Annotated in this window: 20 protein-coding genes; 12 read left to right on the top strand and 8 right to left on the bottom strand. The window is 68.7% G+C overall.

The window, feature by feature from the left end:
* Positions 1 to 3 precede the first annotated feature (3 nt).
* Together ftsH and G6N26_RS20035 are read right to left on the bottom strand one after the other, a co-directional pair.
* Complete coding sequence (gene ftsH, locus G6N26_RS20040; RefSeq protein ID WP_083019048.1) at positions 4 to 2,427, bottom strand: ATP-dependent zinc metalloprotease FtsH; 2,424 nt, start codon at positions 2,425 to 2,427, stop codon at positions 4 to 6.
* 197 nt (positions 2,428 to 2,624) lie between these two features.
* Positions 2,625 to 3,038: a VOC family protein gene (locus G6N26_RS20035; RefSeq protein WP_067172126.1), complete on the bottom strand. Its 414-nt coding sequence runs from the start codon at positions 3,036 to 3,038 to the stop codon at positions 2,625 to 2,627.
* Between the two features lie 51 nt (positions 3,039 to 3,089).
* On the opposite strand from G6N26_RS20035, the gene G6N26_RS20030 reads away from it, so the two are divergent.
* From G6N26_RS20030 to G6N26_RS20000, 7 genes are all read left to right on the top strand, one after another.
* Positions 3,090 to 4,067 (top strand): alpha/beta fold hydrolase, encoded by a 978-nt coding sequence (locus tag G6N26_RS20030; protein ID WP_232067619.1) that lies wholly within the window; start codon positions 3,090 to 3,092, stop codon positions 4,065 to 4,067.
* Positions 4,067 to 5,254: an LLM class flavin-dependent oxidoreductase gene (locus tag G6N26_RS20025; protein WP_083019052.1), complete on the top strand. Its 1,188-nt coding sequence runs from the start codon at positions 4,067 to 4,069 to the stop codon at positions 5,252 to 5,254. The genes G6N26_RS20030 and G6N26_RS20025 overlap by 1 nt, the downstream gene beginning before the upstream one ends.
* Positions 5,254 to 6,267 carry a zinc-binding dehydrogenase gene (locus tag G6N26_RS20020; protein ID WP_067172132.1) on the top strand — a complete coding sequence of 338 codons (1,014 nt, stop codon included), beginning with the start codon at positions 5,254 to 5,256 and terminating at the stop codon, positions 6,265 to 6,267. The genes G6N26_RS20025 and G6N26_RS20020 overlap by 1 nt, the downstream gene beginning before the upstream one ends.
* Positions 6,268 to 6,300: 33 nt before the next feature.
* Positions 6,301 to 7,878, top strand: coding sequence for an HNH endonuclease signature motif containing protein (locus tag G6N26_RS20015; protein ID WP_083019054.1), 1,578 nt, complete (start codon positions 6,301 to 6,303; stop codon positions 7,876 to 7,878).
* Between the two features lie 148 nt (positions 7,879 to 8,026).
* Positions 8,027 to 8,830 (top strand): helix-turn-helix domain-containing protein, encoded by an 804-nt coding sequence (locus tag G6N26_RS20010; protein ID WP_083019056.1) that lies wholly within the window; start codon positions 8,027 to 8,029, stop codon positions 8,828 to 8,830.
* A 131-nt stretch (positions 8,831 to 8,961) separates the two neighbouring features.
* The gene (locus tag G6N26_RS20005) at positions 8,962 to 9,222 is read left to right on the top strand and encodes a hypothetical protein (RefSeq protein ID WP_083019058.1); all 261 of its coding nucleotides are present in this window, start codon (positions 8,962 to 8,964) and stop codon (positions 9,220 to 9,222) included.
* 49 nt (positions 9,223 to 9,271) lie between these two features.
* On the top strand, positions 9,272 to 10,015 hold the full coding sequence (locus tag G6N26_RS20000; RefSeq protein ID WP_083019060.1) for an SIMPL domain-containing protein: 744 nt from the start codon (positions 9,272 to 9,274) through the stop codon (positions 10,013 to 10,015).
* A gap of 60 nt (positions 10,016 to 10,075) precedes the next feature.
* Here G6N26_RS20000 and hpt read toward each other — a convergent pair whose 3' ends face one another.
* From hpt to dacB, 4 genes are read right to left on the bottom strand one after another with little or no spacing between them, the layout of a single operon-like run.
* Positions 10,076 to 10,687, bottom strand: coding sequence for a hypoxanthine phosphoribosyltransferase (gene hpt / locus G6N26_RS19995; RefSeq protein ID WP_067172139.1), 612 nt, complete (start codon positions 10,685 to 10,687; stop codon positions 10,076 to 10,078).
* 50 nt (positions 10,688 to 10,737) lie between these two features.
* A complete protein-coding gene (tilS, locus tag G6N26_RS19990; RefSeq protein WP_083019062.1) occupies positions 10,738 to 11,700 on the bottom strand; it encodes a tRNA lysidine(34) synthetase TilS in 963 nt (320 codons plus the stop codon).
* Positions 11,679 to 12,725 carry a zinc-dependent metalloprotease gene (locus tag G6N26_RS19985; protein ID WP_067172143.1) on the bottom strand — a complete coding sequence of 349 codons (1,047 nt, stop codon included), beginning with the start codon at positions 12,723 to 12,725 and terminating at the stop codon, positions 11,679 to 11,681. Before G6N26_RS19985 ends, tilS begins: the two co-directional genes overlap by 22 nt.
* A complete protein-coding gene (gene dacB, locus G6N26_RS19980) occupies positions 12,722 to 14,107 on the bottom strand; it encodes a D-alanyl-D-alanine carboxypeptidase/D-alanyl-D-alanine endopeptidase (RefSeq protein WP_120312721.1) in 1,386 nt (461 codons plus the stop codon). Before dacB ends, G6N26_RS19985 begins: the two co-directional genes overlap by 4 nt.
* Positions 14,108 to 14,224: 117 nt before the next feature.
* Between dacB and G6N26_RS19975 the strand changes: the two genes are divergently transcribed.
* Complete coding sequence (locus tag G6N26_RS19975; RefSeq protein ID WP_067172147.1) at positions 14,225 to 14,713, top strand: inorganic diphosphatase; 489 nt, start codon at positions 14,225 to 14,227, stop codon at positions 14,711 to 14,713.
* Here the strand turns inward: G6N26_RS19975 and G6N26_RS19970 are convergent.
* Positions 14,710 to 15,795, bottom strand: coding sequence for a DUF475 domain-containing protein (locus G6N26_RS19970; protein ID WP_067172149.1), 1,086 nt, complete (start codon positions 15,793 to 15,795; stop codon positions 14,710 to 14,712). The two genes, G6N26_RS19975 and G6N26_RS19970, sit on opposite strands and share 4 nt — an antisense overlap.
* Positions 15,796 to 15,964: 169 nt before the next feature.
* Between G6N26_RS19970 and G6N26_RS19965 the strand changes: the two genes are divergently transcribed.
* Genes G6N26_RS19965 through G6N26_RS19955 form a run of 3 tightly spaced genes read left to right on the top strand, consistent with a single transcriptional unit; the run spans position 15,965 to position 18,254 of the window.
* On the top strand, positions 15,965 to 17,173 hold the full coding sequence (locus G6N26_RS19965; protein WP_232067618.1) for a hypothetical protein: 1,209 nt from the start codon (positions 15,965 to 15,967) through the stop codon (positions 17,171 to 17,173).
* Positions 17,174 to 17,217: 44 nt separating this feature from the next.
* Positions 17,218 to 17,916: a glycosyltransferase family 2 protein gene (locus tag G6N26_RS19960; protein WP_067172153.1), complete on the top strand. Its 699-nt coding sequence runs from the start codon at positions 17,218 to 17,220 to the stop codon at positions 17,914 to 17,916.
* A complete protein-coding gene (locus G6N26_RS19955; protein WP_064938674.1) occupies positions 17,913 to 18,254 on the top strand; it encodes a DUF2304 domain-containing protein in 342 nt (113 codons plus the stop codon). Before G6N26_RS19960 ends, G6N26_RS19955 begins: the two co-directional genes overlap by 4 nt.
* Here the strand turns inward: G6N26_RS19955 and G6N26_RS19950 are convergent.
* Positions 18,251 to 19,195 (bottom strand): NAD-dependent epimerase/dehydratase family protein, encoded by a 945-nt coding sequence (locus G6N26_RS19950; protein ID WP_095578084.1) that lies wholly within the window; start codon positions 19,193 to 19,195, stop codon positions 18,251 to 18,253. The two genes, G6N26_RS19955 and G6N26_RS19950, sit on opposite strands and share 4 nt — an antisense overlap.
* Between G6N26_RS19950 and G6N26_RS19945 the strand changes: the two genes are divergently transcribed.
* Positions 19,161 to 20,978: a hypothetical protein gene (locus G6N26_RS19945; protein ID WP_232067489.1), complete on the top strand. Its 1,818-nt coding sequence runs from the start codon at positions 19,161 to 19,163 to the stop codon at positions 20,976 to 20,978. The genes G6N26_RS19950 and G6N26_RS19945 overlap by 35 nt on opposite strands.
* The last annotated feature ends 19 nt before the right edge of the window (positions 20,979 to 20,997 follow it).

Genomic DNA, 20,997 nt, shown 5'->3' with positions numbered 1-20,997 from the left:
TGCTCAGCCGTGGGCCGGCGGATTGGACCGGCTTACGTCGTCATCCTGCCGCTCGGGTGAGCCACCCTCCTGGGCGGGCTGGCCCGGCGGGGGATACGGCGGATACGGCGGGTACGCCTGACCCGGCTGACCGGAGCGACCCGGCCCGCCCGGGTAGCCCTGCTGATGGCCGGCGTGGCCCTGCTGTCCGGGATACGGTTGCGGGCCCGGGTAACTGGGCGCCGGTTGCTGCCAATAGGGCTGCTGTGGCGGCTGCGCCGGCGGGTTCCAGTAGTTCGGCTGCTGTTGGGGCTGCGGCGCTTGCTGCGGCGGCCAGCCCGGCGCGCGCCAGCCGGCCGGTGCGCCGTAGTCGGGTTGGGTGGGGTGCGGCGAGTCCTTACCACCGCCCTGGTTTCCGTGAGAACCATTGCCGCCGTTGGCGTTTCGGTCGGCCTCCAGCCGTGCCGCTTCGCTGGCCCGTGCGATGGCCGCCTTGAAGGCCGGCTCGGGGGTGGGCGGCGGCCAGGGTTCGCCGCGCTCGATGGCCAGCTCGCCGGGGGTTTTGATCGGCGGCTTGTCCGACGGGATGCGGCCACCGAAATCGTCGAACATGGTGAGGCGCGGCCGCTTTTCGACGCCGGAGAAGATGCTTTCCAGCTCGGCCCGGTGCAGGGTTTCCTTTTCCAGCAGCTCGCCCGCGAGGGTGTCGAGGATGTCGCGGTATTCGGTGAGGATTTCCCACGCCTCGGTGTGCGCGGCCTCGATCAGCTTGCGGATCTCGTCGTCGATGTCGCGGGCGACCTCGTGCGAATAGTCCGCCTGCGTTCCCATGGTGCGGCCCAGGAATGGGTCGCCGTGTTCCGAACCGTACTTGACCGCACCGAGTTTGGAGCTCATCCCGAATTCGGTGACCATGGCGCGCGCGATCTTGGTGGCCTGCTCGATGTCGGACACCGCGCCCGTCGTCGGCTCCCGGAAGACCAGCTCCTCGGCGGCGCGCCCGCCCATCGCGAACACCAACTGCGCGATCATCTCCGAGCGGGTCCGCAGTCCCTTGTCCTCTTCCGGCACCGCCACCGCGTGCCCGCCCGTGCGGCCGCGCGCCAGGATCGTCACCTTGTAGATCGGCTCGATGTCGGGCATCGCCCAGGCCGCCAGGGTGTGGCCGCCCTCGTGATAGGCGGTGATCTTCTTTTCCTGCTCGCTGATGATGCGGCCCTTGCGACGGGGTCCGCCGATTACCCGGTCCACCGCCTCTTCCAGGGCGGCGCTGGTGATGACGGTGCCGTTCTCGCGGGCGGTGAGCAGCGCCGCCTCGTTGATGACGTTGGCCAGGTCGGCGCCCGTCATGCCGACGGTCCGCTTGGCCAGCCCGGCGAGGTCGGCGTCCGGGCCGATCGGCTTGCCCTTGGAGTGCACCTCCAGCACCGCCTTGCGGCCCGCCAGGTCCGGATTGGACACCGGAATCTGCCGGTCGAAGCGGCCGGGCCGCAGCAGCGCCGGGTCCAGGATGTCCGGCCGGTTGGTGGCGGCGATCAGAATGACGCCGGCCCGCGGGTCGAACCCGTCCATTTCGACCAGCAACTGGTTCAGCGTCTGCTCGCGCTCGTCGTGCCCGCCGCCCAGGCCCGCGCCGCGCTGGCGGCCCACGGCGTCGATCTCGTCGACGAAGATGATGCACGGGTTGTTCTGTTTGGCCTGGTCGAACAGGTCGCGGACCCGGGACGCACCGACACCGACGAACATCTCGACGAAGTCGGAGCCGGAGATGGTGAAGAACGGAACACCGGCCTCGCCGGCCACCGCGCGGGCGAGCAGCGTCTTACCGGTGCCGGGCGGGCCGTAGAGCAGCACGCCCCGGGGGATCTTGGCGCCCAGTGCCTGATAGCGACCGGGGTTCTGCAGGAAGTCCTTGATCTCGTAGAGCTCCTCGACCGCCTCGTCGACGCCGGCGACGTCGGCGAACGTGGTCTTGGGCATGTCCTTGGAGAGCTGCTTGGCGCGCGATTTGCCGAATCCGAAGCCCATCCGGGCGCCGCCCTGCATGCGGGAGAACATCACGAACAGCCCCACCAAAAGCAGCAGCGGCAGGACGTAGACCAGCAGCTCGCCCAGGATGCTGCCCTGGTTGACGACGGTGCTGACCTTCGCGTTCTTGGCGGTGAGCGCGTTGAACAGGTCGACCGCATAGCCGCTGGGATATTTGGTGATGACCTTGTCGGAATTGTCCGTATCGCCGTTGCCCTTCTTCAGGGTCAAGCGCAGCTGCTGCTCACGGTCGTCGATTTGTGCGCTTTTGACGTTGTCGCCGTTGATTTGGGACATCGCCACGGACGTATCGACGGGCTTATAGCCGCGAGTGTCGTCGCTGAAATAGAAGAACGACCAGCCGAGCAGCACCACGACAGCAATCGCCGTGATGGTGCGAATAACGTTTTTCCGGTTCATCAATCATCGGCCTTGTCGGCCAGGTCCTTCCCCGATATACACGCAGCTGGAAAAGTCCAGGCTACCGCCTGTGGTGATCGCTAGCTCCGGCAGAGCCGGGGCGCAGCGGGTCGCCACCATTTGCTCAGTGGTCGTCGCTAGCTCCGACAAAGCCGCGCCTGCCCAGTTAACGACCGGCAGTTCCCGGGACGGCCGGCTCACTCGTAGTAGCGGGCCTCGAGGACATTGCCGTCCGGATCGGCGAAGTAGTACGTGTGCGGCGACCATCCCCGCGCGCCGAAACTGTGGTGCAGCCGGACGCTGGTGTCCACACCTGCCGCCTGCAGGCGCTCCTCGAGCGCGTCGTAGTCGGCTTTCGACAGGGCAAGGCAGACGTGGTTGACCGGTCGGCCGGCGCTTCCTTCGGCCACCGCGGACGACGCCGCGCCGGAAGCCATCTCGAGTGGCATCAGGTCGATGATGGAGTCCTCGGACACCCGCACGCTCGGGAACGGCGCCTGGCCGGCCTCGAACTCGGCGAACCGCACCGGCGCCAGCCCGACGACCTTCGAATAGAAGTCCATCGCCGCGCGCGGATCCTTCGTCCACAGAACTACGTGGTCCAATCGCATGCACAAATTATGCTGCGCGGAGCCAAAGAGACCCTTCTCAGTGCGCAACCGTTGTGCTTTGGTGAGACGGTGCCCCCAACCGAACGGTTAGTAGATACCAATGGTGTGCGGCTACGGGTGACGGAAGCGGGCGACCGCGGCGCGCCCGTGGTGATCCTGGCCCACGGCTTTCCCGAACTGGCCTACTCCTGGCGCCACCAGATAGACGTCCTCGCGCAAGCCGGCTACCACGTGCTGGCGCCCGATCAGCGCGGCTACGGCGGGTCGGATCGCCCGGATGCCGTCGACGCCTACGACATTCACCAGTTGACCGGAGACCTGGTCGGCCTGCTCGACGACGTCGGCGCCGAGCGTGCCGTGTGGATTGGTCACGACTGGGGCGCGGCCGTGGTGTGGAACGCCCCGCTGCTGCACCCCGACCGGGTCGCGGCTGTCGCCGCGCTGAGCGTGCCGGTGACGCCGCGCCCGCACGTGGCGCCGACGAAGGCGTGGCGAAAGATGTTCGGCGAGAACTTCTTCTACATCCTCTACTTCCAGGAGCCCGGCGTCGCCGACGCCGAATTGAACGCCGATCCCGCCCGGGTGATCCGTCGCATGATGGGCAGCCTACGAACCGACGGCAAGGATGCGCTGGTGCGGATGGCTACCCCCGGTCCGGAAGGTTTCGTCGACCGCCTTCCCGAGCCGGATGGTCTGCCGGACTGGATCAACCAGGACGAGATCGACCAGTACGTCGCCGAATTCTCGCGGACGGGCTTCACCGGTGGCCTGAACTGGTACCGCAATTTCGATCGCAACTGGGAGACCACCCCCCAACTCGACGGCGCCAAGATCTCGGTGCCGTGTTTGTTCATCGGCGGGACGGCCGATCCCGTCCTGTCGTTCACCCGGCCCGATCGCGCCGCGGAGGCGATTTCCGGTCCGTACCAACAGGTGATGATCGACGGCGCCGGGCATTGGCTGCAGCAGGAGCGCCCCGACGAGGTGAATGCGGCCTTGCTGGAATTCCTCAACGGATTGGAGCTTTGATGAGCGCGCCCCTGCGTTTCGGTGTCTTTATCACCCCGTTTCACCCAGTCGGCCAATCCCCGACGGTCGCACTGGAATACGACATGGAACGCGTCGTCGCGCTGGATCGGCTCGGGTTCGACGAAGCGTGGTTCGGCGAACACCACTCCGGCGGCTACGAGCTGATCGCCTGTCCTGAGGTGTTCATCGCTGCGGCCGCCGAACGGACCAAACACATCCGACTGGGCACGGGAGTGGTGTCACTGCCCTATCACCATCCGCTCATGGTCGCCGATCGCTGGGTGCTGCTGGATCACCTGACCCGCGGCCGCGTCATGTTCGGCACCGGACCCGGCGCACTGCCCTCGGACGCCTACATGATGGGCATCGACCCCGTCGAGCAGCGGCGCATGATGCAGGAATCCCTCGAGGCCATCCTGGCGCTGTTCCGCGCCGCGCCCACCGAACGAATCGACCGGCACTCCGATTGGTTCACGCTGCGCGACGCGCAGTTGCACATCCGGCCCTACACCTGGCCCTACCCCGAAATCTCCACGGCAGCAATGATTTCTCCGTCGGGGCCGCGGTTGGCCGGGGCGCTGGGCACCTCGCTGCTGTCGCTGTCGATGTCGGTGCCCGGCGGCTATGCGGCGCTGGAAACCACCTGGGACGTGGTTCGCGAACAGGCCGCGAAAGTCGGCCGGGATGAGCCGGACCGGGGCGACTGGCGCGTCCTGAGCATCATGCACATCGCAGACAGCCGCGAGCAGGCGATCGATGATTGCACCTACGGGCTGCAGGATTTCGCGAATTACTTCGGTGCGGCCGGGTTCGTCCCGCTGGCCAACAGCGTCGAAGGCACCCAGACGCCACATGAGTTCGTCGCGGACTACGCGGCCAAGGGCAATTGCTGCATCGGCACGCCCGAGGACGCCATTGCGCACATCGAAGACCTGCTCGACCGCTCCGGTGGCTTCGGCACCCTGCTGATGCTCGGCCACGACTGGGCCTCCCCGGAGGCGACGCACCGCTGCTATGACCTGATGGCGCGCAAGGTGATTCCTCACTTCAAACGGCAACTCGAAGCGTCGCGCGCATCCCATGAATGGGCCAAAGGCAAACGTGACCAGTTGATCGGAAGGGCCGGCGAGGCGGTGGTCAAAGCCATCACCGAGCACGTGGACGAACAGAAAGATGCGGTGCACTGATGCGCGCCTCGGTGTTGCGTGACGGTCGTATGGTCTACCGCGACGACGTGCCCGAGCCGGTACCCGAAGCCGGGCAGGTGCTCGTCGGCGTGCGGGCATGCGGAATCTGCGGCTCCGACCTGCATTTCGCCGCCCACGGCGCCCAGGTACTGGAAATGACCGCTCGCGCGGCGGGCGGCGGCGGGGGCATGCACGTCGACCTGGACCACGACATCTTCATGGGCCACGAATTCAGCGCCGAGATACTCGAAGCCGGCCCCGACACCGAGACCCATCCGCCGGGAACCTTGGTCACGTCGCTGCCGGTACTCTTGTCCGCCAAAGGCGTCGATCCAATTGTGTACAGCAACAGCACAATCGGCGGCTACGCCGAGCGGATGCTGTTGTCGGCGCCGCTGCTGCTGCCCATCCCCAACGGCTTGGATTTCAGGCACGCGGCCCTGACCGAACCCATGGCGGTGGGACTGCACGCCGTCAACAAGTCCAGCATCACACCCGGCGAGACGGCGTTGGTTTTGGGCTGCGGCCCGATCGGGATCGCGATCGTCGCCGCCCTTCGGTCCAAGGGCATTGAAACCATTGTGGCGTCCGACTTTTCGCCGAAGCGGCGGGAGCTCGCGACCGCGATGGGTGCCCACCAGACGCTGGATCCGGCGCAGGGATCACCCTTCGACAGTGTCAAGCCCGCGGTGGTGTTCGAGGCCGTCGGGGTGCCCGGCATCATCGACGACGTGATGCTTCGGGCGCGACCCGGCACCCGCCTGGTGGTCGCCGGGGTGTGCATGCAACCCGACACCGTGCATCCCTTCTTCGCGATCGCCAAAGAGATCAACGTGCAGTTCGTGCTCGCCTACACCCCCGACGAGTTCGGCGACTCGCTGCGCGCACTGGCGGAGGGTGACATCGACGTCAGCCCGCTGATCACCGGCGAGGTGGGGCTGGATGCGGTCGGCGCGGCGTTCGACGACCTGGCCGACCCCGAGCGGCACTGCAAGGTTCTCGTCACGCCCTGAAACTTGTCAGAGGGTCCGTCTACAGTCGAATGTATGTTCGATGTACCGTCGGATCCCGCCGCTCTGGTCGCGGAGATCGAGTCCACCCATCGGGAGGAATCGATGCTCGTGGCGCGCCGGCTGGCGGCGGTGGCGGCCTTGCTTCGCCATCGCGTGGCGAACTCCGAGCAGGCCGATCAGGAGTACGCGGCGATCGACGGCTTCGAGCAGACCGCCGCCGAGGTCGCCGCCGCGATGAACCTCTCGGCGATGGGCGCCAGCTACCTGGTGTCGCACGCTGAAGCGCTGGACACCCGGTTGCCCAGGATTGCGGCCCTGCTGGCCGAGGGGAGAACGGACTGGCGCACCGTGCGCCTGATCATCACCCGCACCGACCTGATCACCGACGGGGAGTTGATCGCCAAGATCGATCAGTCGCTCGCCGCGCGGATCGGTAATTGGCACGGTTGGTCGAAGCAGCGGATTGTCAACGCGGTCGACGCCGCCGTACGGGTCACCGATCCCGACGCCGTCCGTGAACGCCGCCTCGAAGCCGAAAACGAGCGCCACATCGCGATCACGGCCACGGACAACGGGATGGCCGAGCTCAACGGTTCGGTGGCCGCCGCCGCCGCGACGGCCTTCGATCGCCGACTCTCCCAACTCGCCAAGCAGGTGTGCCCCGCTGACCCGCGAACAATGGATCAGCGCCGCGCCGACGCATTGGCCGCGCTGGCCGAGAACCGCGGGTTGGCCTGCGCCTGTGGACAACCCGAGTGCCCGACGCGGGGGGACGACGACAAGCGCGATCGATCCGGGGCGCAGGTGATCGTCACTGTGGTGGCCAGCGACCAAACCGTCTACGCCGATGGCGCCGGGCCCGGTTACCTGGAGGGCTATGGCGTCATCGACGCCGAACAGGTGCGCCAGTTGGCCGCCGCCGCATCGTTGCTCGTCGCCAACCCGGTGACAAGTCCGGTCGAGGCGCTGCGCTACCAACCGTCGGCGGCACTGGAACGGGCCGTCCGGTGCCGCGACCTCACCTGCCGCTTCCCCGGGTGTAGCCGCCCGGCGATGGTATGCGATCTCGACCACACCGTCCCGTTCAACCACCAGGATCCGGCGGCGGGCGGACGGACCGTAGCGGAGAACCTCAAATGCCTGTGCCGCCAACATCATCGGCTCAAGACATTCGGCGGATGGTGCGACAGACAATTGCCCGACGGCACCGTCATCTGGACTTCGCCGACCGGCAACACCTATCGGACTTCCCCCGCGGGAGCGGATCTGTTTCCCCAGCCGCGCGGTCCGGCGTGCGCGGCACCACCGCCCAACCGACGAAGCCGATCCCGACAACGAAGCGGACGAATCACGCAGGCGCGCAAACACAACCGCGAGCAGCGGCCCATCAACGCCGCCCGACGCCAGCTGGAGCAGGACCGCAACGACGAAATCGCGGCGCGCAAGTTCCGAAACCACATGCGCGACATGCTTTTCCTCTTCAAGGGGACGCCGAGTACAAGCCCGTTCTGCACGTGGGTGAACGATCCGAGGGAACCGGAGGAGCTGCCGCCGGATTGGGCGCCCGACCGACCCGCCCTGCAGCCCTTGCCCGACGATCCGCCTTTCTAACCGGCCATAGCGATGGCCGGCACGGGCTGGAACCGTATCGCGTACTGACACGATCCACCGGCTGGCTATGCTGCCTAAGCAGGTATCCGCAGCTTGACGGGATGGAACACCGATGCTGCCGCGCGACGCATTGACGGGTTGATTCGCCTTGGCCGCCAAAGGATCCGCTCTGGCGCAGTTCCTGCGCGCGCGCCGCAGCCTGGTCCGGCCCGCCGACGTCGGCCTGCCGGCGGGCGAACGCCGCAGGGTCGACGGCCTGCGCCGCGAGGAGGTCGCCGTCCTCGCCGGCATCAGCACCGACTACTACCTCCGCCTCGAACAGGGCCGCGAAACCAATCCCTCCGATCAGGTGCTCACGTCGATTGCCCGCGCTCTGCGACTGGACGACGACGCCGTGGTGTACATGCGAAACCTCATGCGTCATCGATCGGCCGAGCGCACTGCGCCGCTGCAGCAAGTGAACCCGGGCATTCGCGATCTTCTTGACGGCTTTGACCGGGCGGCTGCGTTCGTCGTCGACCCCGGGATGACCGTCGTAGTCGCGAACCGGGTGGCGGAGGCGTTGTCACCGCACCTGCGGGTCGGCGGTAACGCGCTGCGGGAACTGTTTCTCGATCCGCGTTCGCCGGAGTTGTATCGCGACTGGAAACTGCTGACCGCGTGGGCGGTCCGGCTGCTTCGCGCGACGTACGGTCAACGTCCCGATCCGGCTTTGATCAACCTGGTCGACGAGTTGATCGAGCACAGTCCGCGGTTTCGCCAGCTCTGGGACCGCCACGACGTCAAGCACGAAGTCGCCGGAGGGCTGGGCGTCAATCACCCGGAGGTCGGTGCGCTGCGGCTCAACTATCAGCAACTGGTGCTGCCGGGGACCGGTCACGTGCTGGTCACGTACTGGGCCGACGCCGGGTCGCCGTCGGAGGCCGGCATGCTGCGGCTGGGCGCCCGCTGAGCCTGGGTGTCGTACAACCAGGAACGACGCGTCCTGGATGCCGGCGCTCGGTCGGCGCAGCATTCGATGCATGAGCCACACGACGATCGCTGAGCCGGACCGTCCCATCATTCCCGTTCGGCCGTCCTGACATGACACACGCGACACGCGAAACACACTCCGGTGCAATCCAATTGGTTGCTCTGCTGGTCGGCTTCATGGCCGGTCCGGTCGCAACGCCCGCCCTGATCTGGCTCAGCCTTGTCCTGGAGCTGCCGCTGGCGGTGATCATCGTCCTGCTCATCGTCATGGTGCTGGTGTCAAATTGGCTCTCGCGCATCATTATTCGCATCCACGAACTACACCGATACGGGAACCGTGCCCACGGGGTCGACCAAGCGGCGGCACACTGACACAGAAATCCCCAACACGGCCGCCGAGCCAGCGGCTAGGGTGCCAGGCATGCCGGTCGCAACCAACGCCTCGAGTTTTGTCCGCCGATCGATCGCGCTGGCCGCGGCCGGCCTGACCGTCGCGGCGGCGTCGGCGTGCGACGAGACCAGCCCGTCACATCCGGGCGCCAATCCCCGGCAGGTAACGGTATTGGGTACCGGGCAAGTGCAAGGAGTGCCGGACACGCTGACCGCCGACGTCGGTATCGAGTTCACCGCTCCCGACGTCACCACCGCCATGAACCAGACCAACGACCGCCAGCAGGCGGTCATCAACGCGTTGCTCGGCGCCGGCGTCGACCGCAAGGACATCAGCACCACCGAGGTCACCCTGGCGCCGCAATACACCAACCCCGGACCCACCGGCACGGCCGACATCACCGGGTACCGCGCCACCAACGCCGTGGCCGTCAAGATCCACCCGCCCGACGCCGCGTCGCGGCTGCTGGCGCTCATCGTCGGCACGGGCGGCGACGCCACCCGGATCAGGTCGGTCCGCTATTCGATCGCCGATGATTCGCAGCTGGTCAAGGATGCCCGGGCGCGGGCGTTCAACGACGCCAAGAGCCGCGCCGAACAATACGCCCAGCTGTCCGGGCTTCGGCTGGGCCGGGTGCTGTCCATCTCGGAGGCGACCGGTAGCCCCCCGCCGGTCGGGGCGCCGACACCGCGGGCCATGCCGTCGATGGTCCCGCTCGAGCCCGGCCAGCAGACCGTGAACTTCTCGGTCACCGCGGTGTGGGAACTGGACTGACGCAGCCGGATGGCGGCGACCCGCCGCGCCCGGCTTCGCCGCGCTTGCGATCGCCGCGAGCTACTGCTGGTAGACCCGGGGGTCCAGGGTGCCGATGTAAGACAGGTCGCGGTAGCGCTCGTCGTAATCGAGGCCATAACCGACGACGAAGTCGTTCGGGATGTCGAAGCCCACGTAGGCGATGTCGACGTGGGCACCCTTGGCGTCGGGCTTGCGCAGCAGCGTGCACACCCCCAGCGACCGCGGGTGCCGCGTTTTGAGGTTGCGCAGCAGCCAGGACAGGGTCAGGCCCGAGTCCACGACGTCCTCGACGATCAGGACGTCGCGCCCCTCGATGTCGCGGTCCAGGTCCTTGAGGATCCGCACCACGCCCGATGAGGACGTCGATGACCCATACGAGCTGACGGCCATGAATTCGAACTGGGTCGGCACCGGGATCGCGCGGGCCAGGTCGGTGACGAAGATCACAGCGCCCTTGAGCACGGTGATCAACAGCAGGTCCTGGCCGGTCTGGCTCGCGGCGTCGCGGTAGTTCTCCCCGATTTCGCGGCCCAGTTCGGCGATGCGCGCCTGAATTTGCTCCGCCGTCAGCAGGACAGACTTGATATCCCCGGGGTAGAGCTCCGCGGGCTGAGCGGGGGTGATCGCCGAGGAGATCTGGGCCACGACCACAGAGTGCCACGCCGGCGGGCGGATAACCAACGGCGGCCCCGATATTGCGGTTACTGAACCTGTTCGCGCCACAGGGTCAAAACGCCGTCGCGCCGGCCCGCGAACAACCGCTCATCAGCCACCGACGACCCCACCGCCACCCCGCCCTGGCCGCGCCACGCGGTCACCAGGGTGTCGACCGCCCGAATCTGCTTGTCGGTCAGGCCCGTCGCGCCGCCGGTCAACAGCCAGGCCCGGATCACGCGGCGCCGGATGGGCGCCTCCAGCGGCGCGAGGGCCGAGACCCGCAGCCCCGGGCCCGCCTTGGCGTCGGGCAGCGCCCGGGCGGCCAGTGCGTCGATCAATTCGCCGTCCTCGCGCAACGCGGTCGCGGTGCGGGCCAGCGCCTCGGCGACGCCGCCACCGAGCACGTCTTCGAGCAGCGGCAACACGTCGGCGCGCAGCCGGGCGCGGGTGAAGCGGCGGTCGCTGTTGTGCGGATCGCGCCAGGCGGTCAGGCCCAGTTCCCGGCACGCGTCATGCGTCACCGCACGGCGGACCCCCAACAACGGCCGACACCACGGCGGATCGTAGGGGCGCATCCCCGCGATCGAGCGCGCGCCGGACCCCCGCCCCAGCCCCAGCAGCACCGTCTCGGCCTGGTCGTCGAGCGTGTGACCCAGCAGCACCGGGCCGTCGTGGTAGGCGGCCAGCGCGGCATAGCGAGCAGCGCGCGCCGCCGCTTCGGGACCGCCTTGGGTGCCGACTTGCACCCGAATCACTTGCGCCGCAACACATCCCAGCGCAGCCGCTTGCGCCCGGGCGGCTTCGGCGATGTCGGCCGAGTGGGATTGCAGGCCGTGGTCCACCACCACCGCGGTGGTGGGCCGCAGCTGAGCCGCCACAGCGGTGAGCGCCAACGAATCCGGGCCACCCGAGAGCGCCACGCACCATTGGTCGACGGCGGCGAGGTGCGTCTTGATGAACGCCTCGACCGCCGCACGCAGCCGGCCTACAGCACCCTGTCGATCCATCGCTGGGGCTCTTCGATCTCGATGGGCAGCGGCAGCGTTTCGGGCCCGGTCCAGATGGTGTTGAACCGCGCCATGCCCACCTGGCCCACGACGTGGTCGACGAACGCCTTGCCGCGGGTGTATTGGCTGAGCTTGGCGTCAAGTCCCAGCAGTGCGCGCAGCAGGCGCTGCAGTGGTGGTTGTTTGCGGTGGCGACGCTCGTCGAAGCGGCGGCGGATGGTGGCCACCGACGGCACGGCCATCGGCCCGACGGCATCCATCACGTGGTCGGCGTGGCCCTCCAGCAGCGTGCCCAGCACCAGCAGCTGATCCAGGGCTTGGCGCTGGGGCTCGGACTGCACCGCCCGCACCAGGCCGAGGATCCCCGCCGAGTTGGCGTCCGAGGCCGCATTGCCGCGGTTGCGGGCGTAGTCGGCGAGCCGGCTCACCACCTCCCCCACGTCGTCACCGGCGTCGCGGGTCAGCAGGCCCAGTGCCTGCGACATGTAGTCGGGCAGCCAAGGATTCGCGGTGAACTGCACCCGGTGGGTGACCTCGTGCAGGCACACCCACAGCCGGAAATCGGTCGGCTCGATCCGAAGCTGCCGCTCGACGGCGAGAACGTTCGGGTACACGAGCAGCAAGCAGCCAGCCTTGGCAGCAGCGAACGGGTCGTATTGGCCGAGAATCCCCGACGAGACGTAGGCCAGGACGGCGCCGGTCTGCGCGCCGGTGATCCGGCCCGTAAGAAACCCGCGCGGCTTCTCGGCGCCGTTCATCATCACCCGCATCGACTCGGCCGCCGCGGCGATCCATTCCGGGCGGTCGACGATGCGGGCGGCGGGCACGGCGCCGCCGGTGACCAGGCCGGTGACGTCGCGGACCAGGGGTTCGGCTTTGGCGGCCGAGCCGACGAGTTCGTCGAACACCTGGCGCCGGGTGTAGTCGCTGGACGGCGGTCCTGGCCGGGCCAGCCGCCGGCCGACCGTGGCCGCGAATTGCCAGTCGACCGCGGTGCCCAGCGTCAGCTCCGGCGACGGCGTCATGAGCACCCGCAGAACCAGAGCTTGGTCGCCAGCGCGTCCATCACGTTGCGGCCGGTCGGCCCCGCGTCATTGGAGATGAACGCGAAGGTGAGCACCCGGCCGCTGCGGTCGGTGAGCACCCCGGCCAGCGCGTTGATGTTGGTCAGCGAGCCGGTCTTGGCCCGCAACCAGCCGGCGGGGCCCTGGCTGGTCGATGCGTCCATGAACCGGTCGCCCAGCGTCCCGCTGCCGGCGGCGATCGGAAGCAGATCCAGCAGCGCCCGCAGCGCGGGCTGGTCCGGCCCGGCGGCGGCCTGCAGCACCCCGTCGAGCGTCTTGGCCGTCAGCCGGTCGTCGACCGAAAGGCCGCTGGAGTCCAGCAGCGCGGCGCCCGCGGTGTCGACGTGGGCGGTGCTCAGCCGGTTGGTGACCGCGTCGGCCGCGCCGGCGAAGCTGCGTGGCCGGTTGATCGCGGCCGCCACCTCGCGGGCGATGCACTCGGCCAGCACGTTGTCGGAGTGGTCCATCATCTCGGACAGCCGCTGGACCAACGGCGCCGACTGCACGACGGCCAGCTGCCGCGCCCCGGACGGCGCGGTCGCGATCGTCACCGCGGCGGGATCGAGGTTGAGCGCCTTGGCCAGCTCGCGGCCGGCATCCAGCGCCGGCGTCCGGGACCGCCGGGAGTTGACCGTGGTCGGCTGGATGCGTCCGGCGTCGATCATCACCGACTCGATCGGCGCGATGTCGCCGTTGTCGACGTCGGCGGGATCCCAGCCCTGCGCCATCGTCGGGCCGCTGAACGCCGAGGTGTCCACCTGCACCGCGGTCGGGGTCACGCCGCTGCGCCGGATCTGTTCGACGAGGTCGCTGATGCGGGCCGCGCCCCGGTACCAGGTGTCCTGCCCGGGCGGCGCAGCGGACAGCACCGGATCGCCGGCGCCCACCAGCACGACGGGGCCCTGGGCGTTTTGGCTGCCAGCCACCACCCGGGTGCTGATCCGGGCCTGGCGGTCCAGCGTCAGCAGGGCGGCGGCGGCCGTCAGCACTTTGTTGGTCGACGCCGGCACCAGCGGCATGTCGTCGGCGACCTGCCACAGCTCTTTTCCGGTGAGGGCGTCGGTGATCCGGCCGCCCAGCCTGCCCAGGTTGGGATCGCCCGCCACCGGTGCCAGCGCGGCGCTGACGCCGGGGCCGCTGGGTAACTCGGCGGAGTCGCTCACCGGGACCATGCCGGGCTTGACCGTGGGCGCATGCGGAGGCGGGATCGGGGCGCGCGCGCTGCCCGCGCCGTGCCCGGTCGTGGTGAAAAACGTCGCCGCCACCACCACGGCAGCGACGAACGCCAGCACGCCCAACCCGATGAACACTGGGGTGGATTTTTGCCAGCGAGTACGGGCCATGACTCTCCTGACTGTTTCCGAACCCATTCTGCCGAATCGGCGCCGATGGGCTCGACTAGGGTGTAGCAGAGCAAAATTGGCCTGCCCAGGCAGACACCCAGACAAGGAGCCGACGCGGTGGAATTCGACGTGACGATCGAGATCCTCAAAGGCCAGCGCAACAAATACGAGGTCGATCACGAGACCGGACGGTTGCGTCTGGACCGCTACCTGTACACCGCCATGGCCTACCCGACCGACTACGGCTTCATCGAGGACACCCTCGGCGAGGACGGTGACCCGCTGGACGCGATGGTGCTGCTGCACCAGTCGGTGTTTCCCGGGGTGATCGTGGAGTCTCGTCCGGTCGGCATGTTCCGGATGACCGACGAAAAGGGCGGCGACGACAAGGTTTTGTGCGTGCCGGCCGGCGACCACCGCTGGGACCACATCCAGGACATCGGCGACGTGCCGGAGTTCGAGCTCGACGTGATCAAGCACTTCTTCGTGCACTACAAGGACCTGGAGCCGGGCAAGTTCGTCAAGGCGGCGGACTGGGTCGGCCGCGCGGAGGCCGAGGCCGAGATTCAGCGCTCGGTAGAACGGTTCAAGGCTGAGGGGCACTAGCCCGATGGTGGCGACCCGCCACTGGCCCTGCGCCGGTTGCGCAGCAGGCTCCAGCCCAGCGCCGCCCCGATGAAGACCACCCCCACCGAGGCGGTGACCGCCTCGGGCACCTGCAAACCGGGATCGATGGATCCCAGCATGATCACGGCAAGCGCGCCGATCGCCCAGTGCGCGCCGTGCTCCAGGTACACGTACCGGTCCAGGGTTTCCTGCTTGACCAGGTAGATGGTGATGGACCGCACGAACATCGAGCCGATCAACCCGAGCCCCAGCGCGATGACGATCGGGTCCGAGGTGATCGCGAAGGCGCCGGTGACCCCGTCGAACGAGAACGCGGCGTCGAGAACCTCGAGATAGAGGAACAGCGTGAAACCCGCCCTGCCGACCGCCTCGCCGACCGACATGCCCTCGACGATTTCCGGCCGGAACGCGCGGCTCAACCCGTTGACCACCAGGTAGGTCACCAGGCCCAGCACCCCGGCGGTCAGCACCGTGGCACGCTCGTCGGCCGAATGCGTCAACTGTGAGCCGACCAGCACCAGCGCGGCGCCGGCCACCACCACCGACACCTGACCGAGCCGCCCGATGCGGGCGAAGGGGACCTCAATCCACTTGAGCCACTTGAGGTCTCGGTCGTGGAAGACGAAATCCAGGAACAGCATCAACAGGAACATCCCGCCGAACGCCGCGATCTGGGGATGGGCGGACAGGATCATCTTCTCGTAGCTCGGCGAGCCGTCGGGAAACTCCAGCGCGCCGTTCGGCGGCGGGTGCAGCGCCAGTTCGAGCGCGCGCACGGGGCCGATCCCCGCGGTCGCCCACACGATGACCAACGGGAACAACAGGCGCATCCCGAACACCGCGATGAGGATCCCGACGGTCAAGAACATCTGCCGCCAAAAGGGACTCATCCGCTTCAGGATCGAGGCGTTGATGATGGCGTTGTCGAACGACAGCGACACCTCGAGGACGGCCAGGACCAGCAGCAGGAAAAGGTCTTTGGGGCCACCGTGGAGATACCCCAGCACGAGGGCCACCACGGAGAGCAACAGCGAAATGCCGAAGATGCGGTAGGCGGCCATGGGTCCTTTCCGACAGCCGCTCACATTAGCGAACCCGATCGCCGCGCCGGGCGATCGGTGCGGACACTTACTATTTTCAAATTGTGGCGATACATCGGTGCGGTCCGCTGAAAGCGCTGCCCCGGTGACCGAAATCAGCGCCTCACAGGGGCCGGTGGCGCGCGGCAGCATGGCCCGCGTCGGCACCGCGACCGCCGTGACCGCCCTGTGCGGTTACGGCGTGATCTACCTGGCGGCCCGCGACCTGGCGCCCAGCGGCTTCTCGGTGTTCGGGGTGTTCTGGGGCGCGTTCGGGCTGGTCAGCGGCGCCGCATTCGGGCTGCTGCAAGAGACCACTCGTGAGGTCCGCGCCTGCTCGGTCGGGGGGCCCTACCTGGAAGTCGCGCCGACCAAGCGCACCCACCCGCTGCGGGTCGCCGCGCTGATCGGCGTGGCCGCGGCCGTCGTGATCGCGGGGACCGCGCCCCTGTGGAGCGGGCGGGTCTTCGTCGAGTCACGCTGGCTGTCGGTGGCGCTGCTGTGCGCGGGGCTGGCCGGCTTCTGTGTGCACACCACCCTGCTGGGCATGCTGGCCGGCATCAATCAGTGGACCCAGTACGGGGCGCTGATGGTGACCGACGCGGTCATCCGCGTCGCGATCGCGGCGGCCACCGTGGTGCTGGGCTGGCACCTCACCGGCTTCCTGTGGGCGACGGTCGGCGGCGCGATCGCCTGGCTGATCCTGCTGGTGGCCTCGCCCGCCACCCGCGCCGCCGCGCGCCTGCTCACCCCGGGCGGCACCGCGACCTTCCTGCGGGGCGCCGCGCATTCGATCACCGCGGCCGGCGCCAGCGCCATCCTGGTAATGGGTTTTCCGGTGCTGCTGAAGCTGACCAGCGCCGAGCTCGGCGCCGAGGGCGGGGTGATCATCCTGGCCGTCACGTTGACCCGCGCGCCACTGCTGGTGCCATTGACGGCCATGCAGGGCAACCTGATTGCGCATTTCGTCGACCAGCGCAGCGACCGGCTGCGCGCGCTCATCGCCCCGGCCGGGATCGTCGCGGGCATCGGCGCGGTCGGGGTGGCCGCCGCGGGCGCGGTGGGCCCCTGGCTGTTGCGGATCGCCTTCGGGCCGCAGTACCAGGCCAGCAGCGCCCTGCTGGCGTGGCTGACCGCGGCCGCGGTGGCGATCGCCATGCTGACGCTGACCGGCGCCGCGGCGGTGGCCGCCGCGCTGCACCGCGCCTACTCGCTGGGCTGGGTCGGCGCCACGGTCGCGTCGGGTTTGCTGCTGTTGCTCCCGCTGTCGCTGCAGACGCGCACCGTGGTCGGGTTGCTGTGCGGGCCGTTGGTGGGCATCGGCGTCCATCTGGTGGCGCTGTCGCGCGCCACGCGCTGATCGGGCTGATCCGCCCTGCACCAGCGTGTACCTTGTGGGCTTAGATGGGTACGGAAACGCATTATTCGGTCGTCTGGGTCGTCATTCCCGCCTTCAACGAAGCAGCTGTCATCGCCGAGGTGATAGCCGACGTGCGCTCGGTATTCGACCACGTCGTCTGCGTGGACGACGGCAGCGCCGACGGCACCGGTGAGATCGCCCGGCGCGCGGGCGCTCACCTGGTTCGCCATCCCATCAACCTCGGGCAGGGCGCGGCCATCCAGACCGGCGTCGAGTACGCCCGTAAGCAGCCCGGGGCCGAGGTTTTCGCCACGTTCGACGCCGACGGCCAGCATCGCGTCAAAGACCTCGCCGCGATGGTCGACCGGCTGCGCGCCGGGGACGTCGACGTCGTCATCGGGACCCGGTTCGGCACCCAGCAGGTCGCGCGGCCGCCGCTGTTGAAACGGATCGTGCTGCAGACCGCGGCGCGGCTGAGCCGGCGCGGTCGCCGGCTTGGCCTGACCGACACCAACAACGGGCTGCGGGTGTTCAACAAGAAGGTTGCCGACGGGCTGGACATCACGATGAGCGGCATGAGCCACGCCAACGAGTTCGTCATGCTGATCGACGAAAACCATTGGCGCGTCACCGAAGAACCGATAGAGGTGCTCTACACCGACTACTCGAAGTCGAAGGGGCAGCCCCTGCTCAACGGCGTGAACATCATTTTCGACGGGTTCCTGCGAGGGAGGACACCATGAACTGGATCCAGGTGCTGCTGATCGGGTCGATCGTCGCGCTGTTGGTCTATCTGCTGCGGTCGCGCCGCAACGCGCGGTCCCGGGCCTGGGTCAAGGTCGGCTATGTGGTGTTCGTGCTGGCCGGCATCTACGCCGTGCTGCGGCCCGACGACACCACCGTCGTGGCGCAGTGGTTCGGGGTACGCCGGGGCACCGACCTGATGCTCTACGCGCTGGTCATGGCGTTCTGTTTCACCACCCTCAGCACCTACATGCGGTTCAAGGACTTGGAGCTGCGCTACGCGCGGCTGGCCCGGGCGATCGCGATGGATTCCGCCCAGGCGCCCGAGGCCGGTTAACCGGCGTGCGTCCCCCGGAAGTAGTCCACGGTGCGGCGCACACCCTCGGCCAGCTCGACCTTCGGCCGCCAGCCCAAAACCTGTGCGGCCGAACCGATGTCGAGACAGGATCGCTTGAGGTCACCGAGCCTCGGCGGCGCGAACTCCGGATCGTCGGGCCCCCCGACGGCGGCGGCCACCGCCGAATGCAATTGGCGGTCCGAGGTTTCGACGCCGGTGCCGATGTTGAAGCGCTGCCCGCCGCCGGCGTCCCCGGACGCCTTGACGAACGCGTCCACCACATCGTCGACGAAAACGTAGTCGCGGGTGTTGCCGCCGTCGCCGAAAACCCTGGTGGGCTTACCCGATAGCAGTGCCTGGGCGAAAATCGCCACCACACCGGCCTCCCCGTGCGGATCCTGGCGGGGGCCATAGACATTGGCCGGCGCGATGTGCGAGCAGTCCAGGCCGTAGAGATGGCGGAAGGTGTTCAGATAGATCTCGCCGGCCACCTTGCCCGCGGCGTACGGCGACGCCGGGTCGGTCGGCACGCTCTCGGGCGTTGGGTACCGCGGCGGGACGCCGTAGATCGAACCCCCCGACGAGGTGTGCACGACCTTGCGCACCCCCGCCCGGCGCGCGGCTTCGGCCAGGCGCACGGTGCCGATCACGTTGACCGAGGCGTCGAACTGCGGGTCGGCCACCGAGTGCCGCACGTCGATCTGGGCGGCCAGGTGAAACACCACCTCCGGGCGGTGCTCATCGAGGATGGCCTCCAGGTCGGCGGTCACGATGTCGGCCTCGACGAAGACGTGGGCCGGGTTGTCGGCCAGGTGCTCGAGGTTGCTCGCGCGGCCGGACGCGAAGTTGTCCAGCCCCACGACCGCGTGGCCGTCGGCCAACAGACGGTCGACTAGCGTCGAGCCGATGAATCCGGCTGCCCCGGTAACCAGTGCACGCACCGGCCCACCATACATAGCGTCGGCGGCCGCGGCGCTCATCGCCGTGCAGCTGGCGGTCCGTGCGGCGTTGGCGTTCGGGGGCTACTTCTATTGGGACGACCTGATTCTGATCGGCAAGGCCGGCACGCATAACCTGCTCGCGCCGTCGTACCTGTTCCACGATCACGACGGCCACGTCATGCCGGGCGCATTTCTGCTCGCGGGCACCATCATCCGGCTGGCGCCGCTGGACTGGACCTGGCCGGCGCTCAGCCTGGTGGTACTGCAGCTGCTGGCGTCGCTGGCGTTGTTGCGCGCGCTGCACGTCATCGGAGGCTGGCGGCCGGTGCTGCTGATCCCGTTGACGTTCGCGTTGTTCACCCCGCTCGCCGTGCCCGGGTTCGCGTGGTGGGCGGCCGCGTTGAACTCGCTGCCGATGCTGGCGGCGCTGGCCTGGGTGTGCGCCGACGCCGTCCTGCTGGTGCGCACCGGCAATCCTCGCTACGCGGTGACCGGTGTGCTGGTCTACTTCGGCGGGCTGCTGTTCTTCGAGAAGGCCGCGGTGATCCCGTTCGTCGCGTTCGCGGTCGCCGCACTGCTGTGCCACGTCACCGGTGACGGGGGCCTGGGATCGGCGCTCGCGACGGCGTGGCGGGCCGGGGCGCGGTTGTGGGTGGCGGCGCTGGCGCTCACCGCCGCCTGGGTCGCGCTCTATCTCGGGGTGGTGAATCAGCAGCGGTGGAGCTCCGACCTGTCGATGACGGGGCGGTTGCTGGTCCGATCGATCACGCACGGCATCGTGCCGGGGCTGGCCGGCGGACCCTGGCACTGGGACCGGTGGGCGCCGGCATCACCGTGGGCCACGCCGCCGGCGTCGGCGATGGCGCTGGGCTGGCTGGTGCTGGGCGGCGCGCTGGCGGTGTCGCTGGCGCGCAAGCGGCGCATCGGTCCGGTGTGGCTGACCGCCGCCGGCTACGCCGTGGCGTGCCAGGTGCCGATCTACCTGATGCGCTCGTCGAAGCAGACCGCGCTCGAACTCGCGCAGACACTGCGGTATTTCCCGGACCTCGTCGTCGTGCTGGCGCTGCTGGCCGCCGTCGCGCTGTGCGCCCCGAACCGGCCGGCCGGGCCGGGCTGGCTCGACGCGTCGCCGAAACGCGCCGCGGTGACCGCGGGTTTGGCGACGTTGTTCGTGGCCAGCAGCCTGTACTCGACTGCCACGTTTTTGACCAGCTGGCGCGACAACCCGGCCCAGCCCTATCTGCGGACCGCCCAGGCCTCGCTGGCCGCGGCCCACGCCGCCTCCGACGCACCGCTGCTCGATCAGGAGGTCGATCCGCTGGTGCTGCAACGGGTGGCCGCACCGGAGAATCTGGCCAGCCACCTGTTCGCCCTGCTGCGGGACAGGCCCGAATTCGCGCCCGCGACAACGCAATTGCGCATGCTGGACAGCTCCGGTCACCTGATCAGGGCGCGGGTGACCTGGATCCGCACCATCGCGCCGGGCCCGATGCCGCAGTGCGGCTATTTCGCGCAGCCGGACAAACCCGCGCGCCTGGTGCTCGACGGGCCGCTGCTCCCCGCCGACTGGACGGTCGAACTGAACTACCTGGCCAACAGCGACGGGTCGATGATGCTGTCGATGACGCAGGGGCCCGAGGTCAAAGTGCCGGTGCATCCCGGACTCAACCGGGTCTTCGCTCGCCTGCCGGGCGCCGGTGACGCGATCACCGTGCGGGCCAACACCGCCGCGCTGGCGTTGTGCATCGCGTCGGGTCCGGTGGGATTCCTGGCCCCGGCCTGAGGCCACCAGCCTGAGGCCA

The sequence above is a fragment of the Mycobacterium marseillense genome (assembly GCF_010731675.1).
GTDB classification, from domain to species: domain Bacteria; phylum Actinomycetota; class Actinomycetes; order Mycobacteriales; family Mycobacteriaceae; genus Mycobacterium; species Mycobacterium marseillense.
Note: the sequence above shows the minus strand (reverse complement) of the source record. Positions and strands in the feature narration are given on the sequence as shown.

Excerpts from the sequence above, each read along its gene's own strand:
- ftsH (WP_083019048.1), bottom strand. The coding sequence starts at position 2,427 with ATGAACCGGAAAAACGTTATTCGCACCATCACGGCGATTGCTGTCGTG.
- G6N26_RS20035 (WP_067172126.1), bottom strand. The coding sequence starts at position 3,038 with ATGCGATTGGACCACGTAGTTCTGTGGACGAAGGATCCGCGCGCGGCG.
- G6N26_RS20025 (WP_083019052.1), top strand. The coding sequence starts at position 4,067 with ATGAGCGCGCCCCTGCGTTTCGGTGTCTTTATCACCCCGTTTCACCCA.
- G6N26_RS20020 (WP_067172132.1), top strand. The coding sequence starts at position 5,254 with ATGCGCGCCTCGGTGTTGCGTGACGGTCGTATGGTCTACCGCGACGAC.
- G6N26_RS20015 (WP_083019054.1), top strand. The coding sequence starts at position 6,301 with ATGTTCGATGTACCGTCGGATCCCGCCGCTCTGGTCGCGGAGATCGAG.
- G6N26_RS20005 (WP_083019058.1), top strand. The coding sequence starts at position 8,962 with ATGACACACGCGACACGCGAAACACACTCCGGTGCAATCCAATTGGTT.
- G6N26_RS20000 (WP_083019060.1), top strand. The coding sequence starts at position 9,272 with ATGCCGGTCGCAACCAACGCCTCGAGTTTTGTCCGCCGATCGATCGCG.
- tilS (WP_083019062.1), bottom strand. The coding sequence starts at position 11,700 with ATGGATCGACAGGGTGCTGTAGGCCGGCTGCGTGCGGCGGTCGAGGCG.
- G6N26_RS19985 (WP_067172143.1), bottom strand. The coding sequence starts at position 12,725 with ATGACGCCGTCGCCGGAGCTGACGCTGGGCACCGCGGTCGACTGGCAA.
- dacB (WP_120312721.1), bottom strand. The coding sequence starts at position 14,107 with ATGGCCCGTACTCGCTGGCAAAAATCCACCCCAGTGTTCATCGGGTTG.
- G6N26_RS19970 (WP_067172149.1), bottom strand. The coding sequence starts at position 15,795 with ATGGCCGCCTACCGCATCTTCGGCATTTCGCTGTTGCTCTCCGTGGTG.
- G6N26_RS19965 (WP_232067618.1), top strand. The coding sequence starts at position 15,965 with ATGGCCCGCGTCGGCACCGCGACCGCCGTGACCGCCCTGTGCGGTTAC.
- G6N26_RS19960 (WP_067172153.1), top strand. The coding sequence starts at position 17,218 with ATGGGTACGGAAACGCATTATTCGGTCGTCTGGGTCGTCATTCCCGCC.
- G6N26_RS19955 (WP_064938674.1), top strand. The coding sequence starts at position 17,913 with ATGAACTGGATCCAGGTGCTGCTGATCGGGTCGATCGTCGCGCTGTTG.
- G6N26_RS19945 (WP_232067489.1), top strand. The coding sequence starts at position 19,161 with ATGAATCCGGCTGCCCCGGTAACCAGTGCACGCACCGGCCCACCATAC.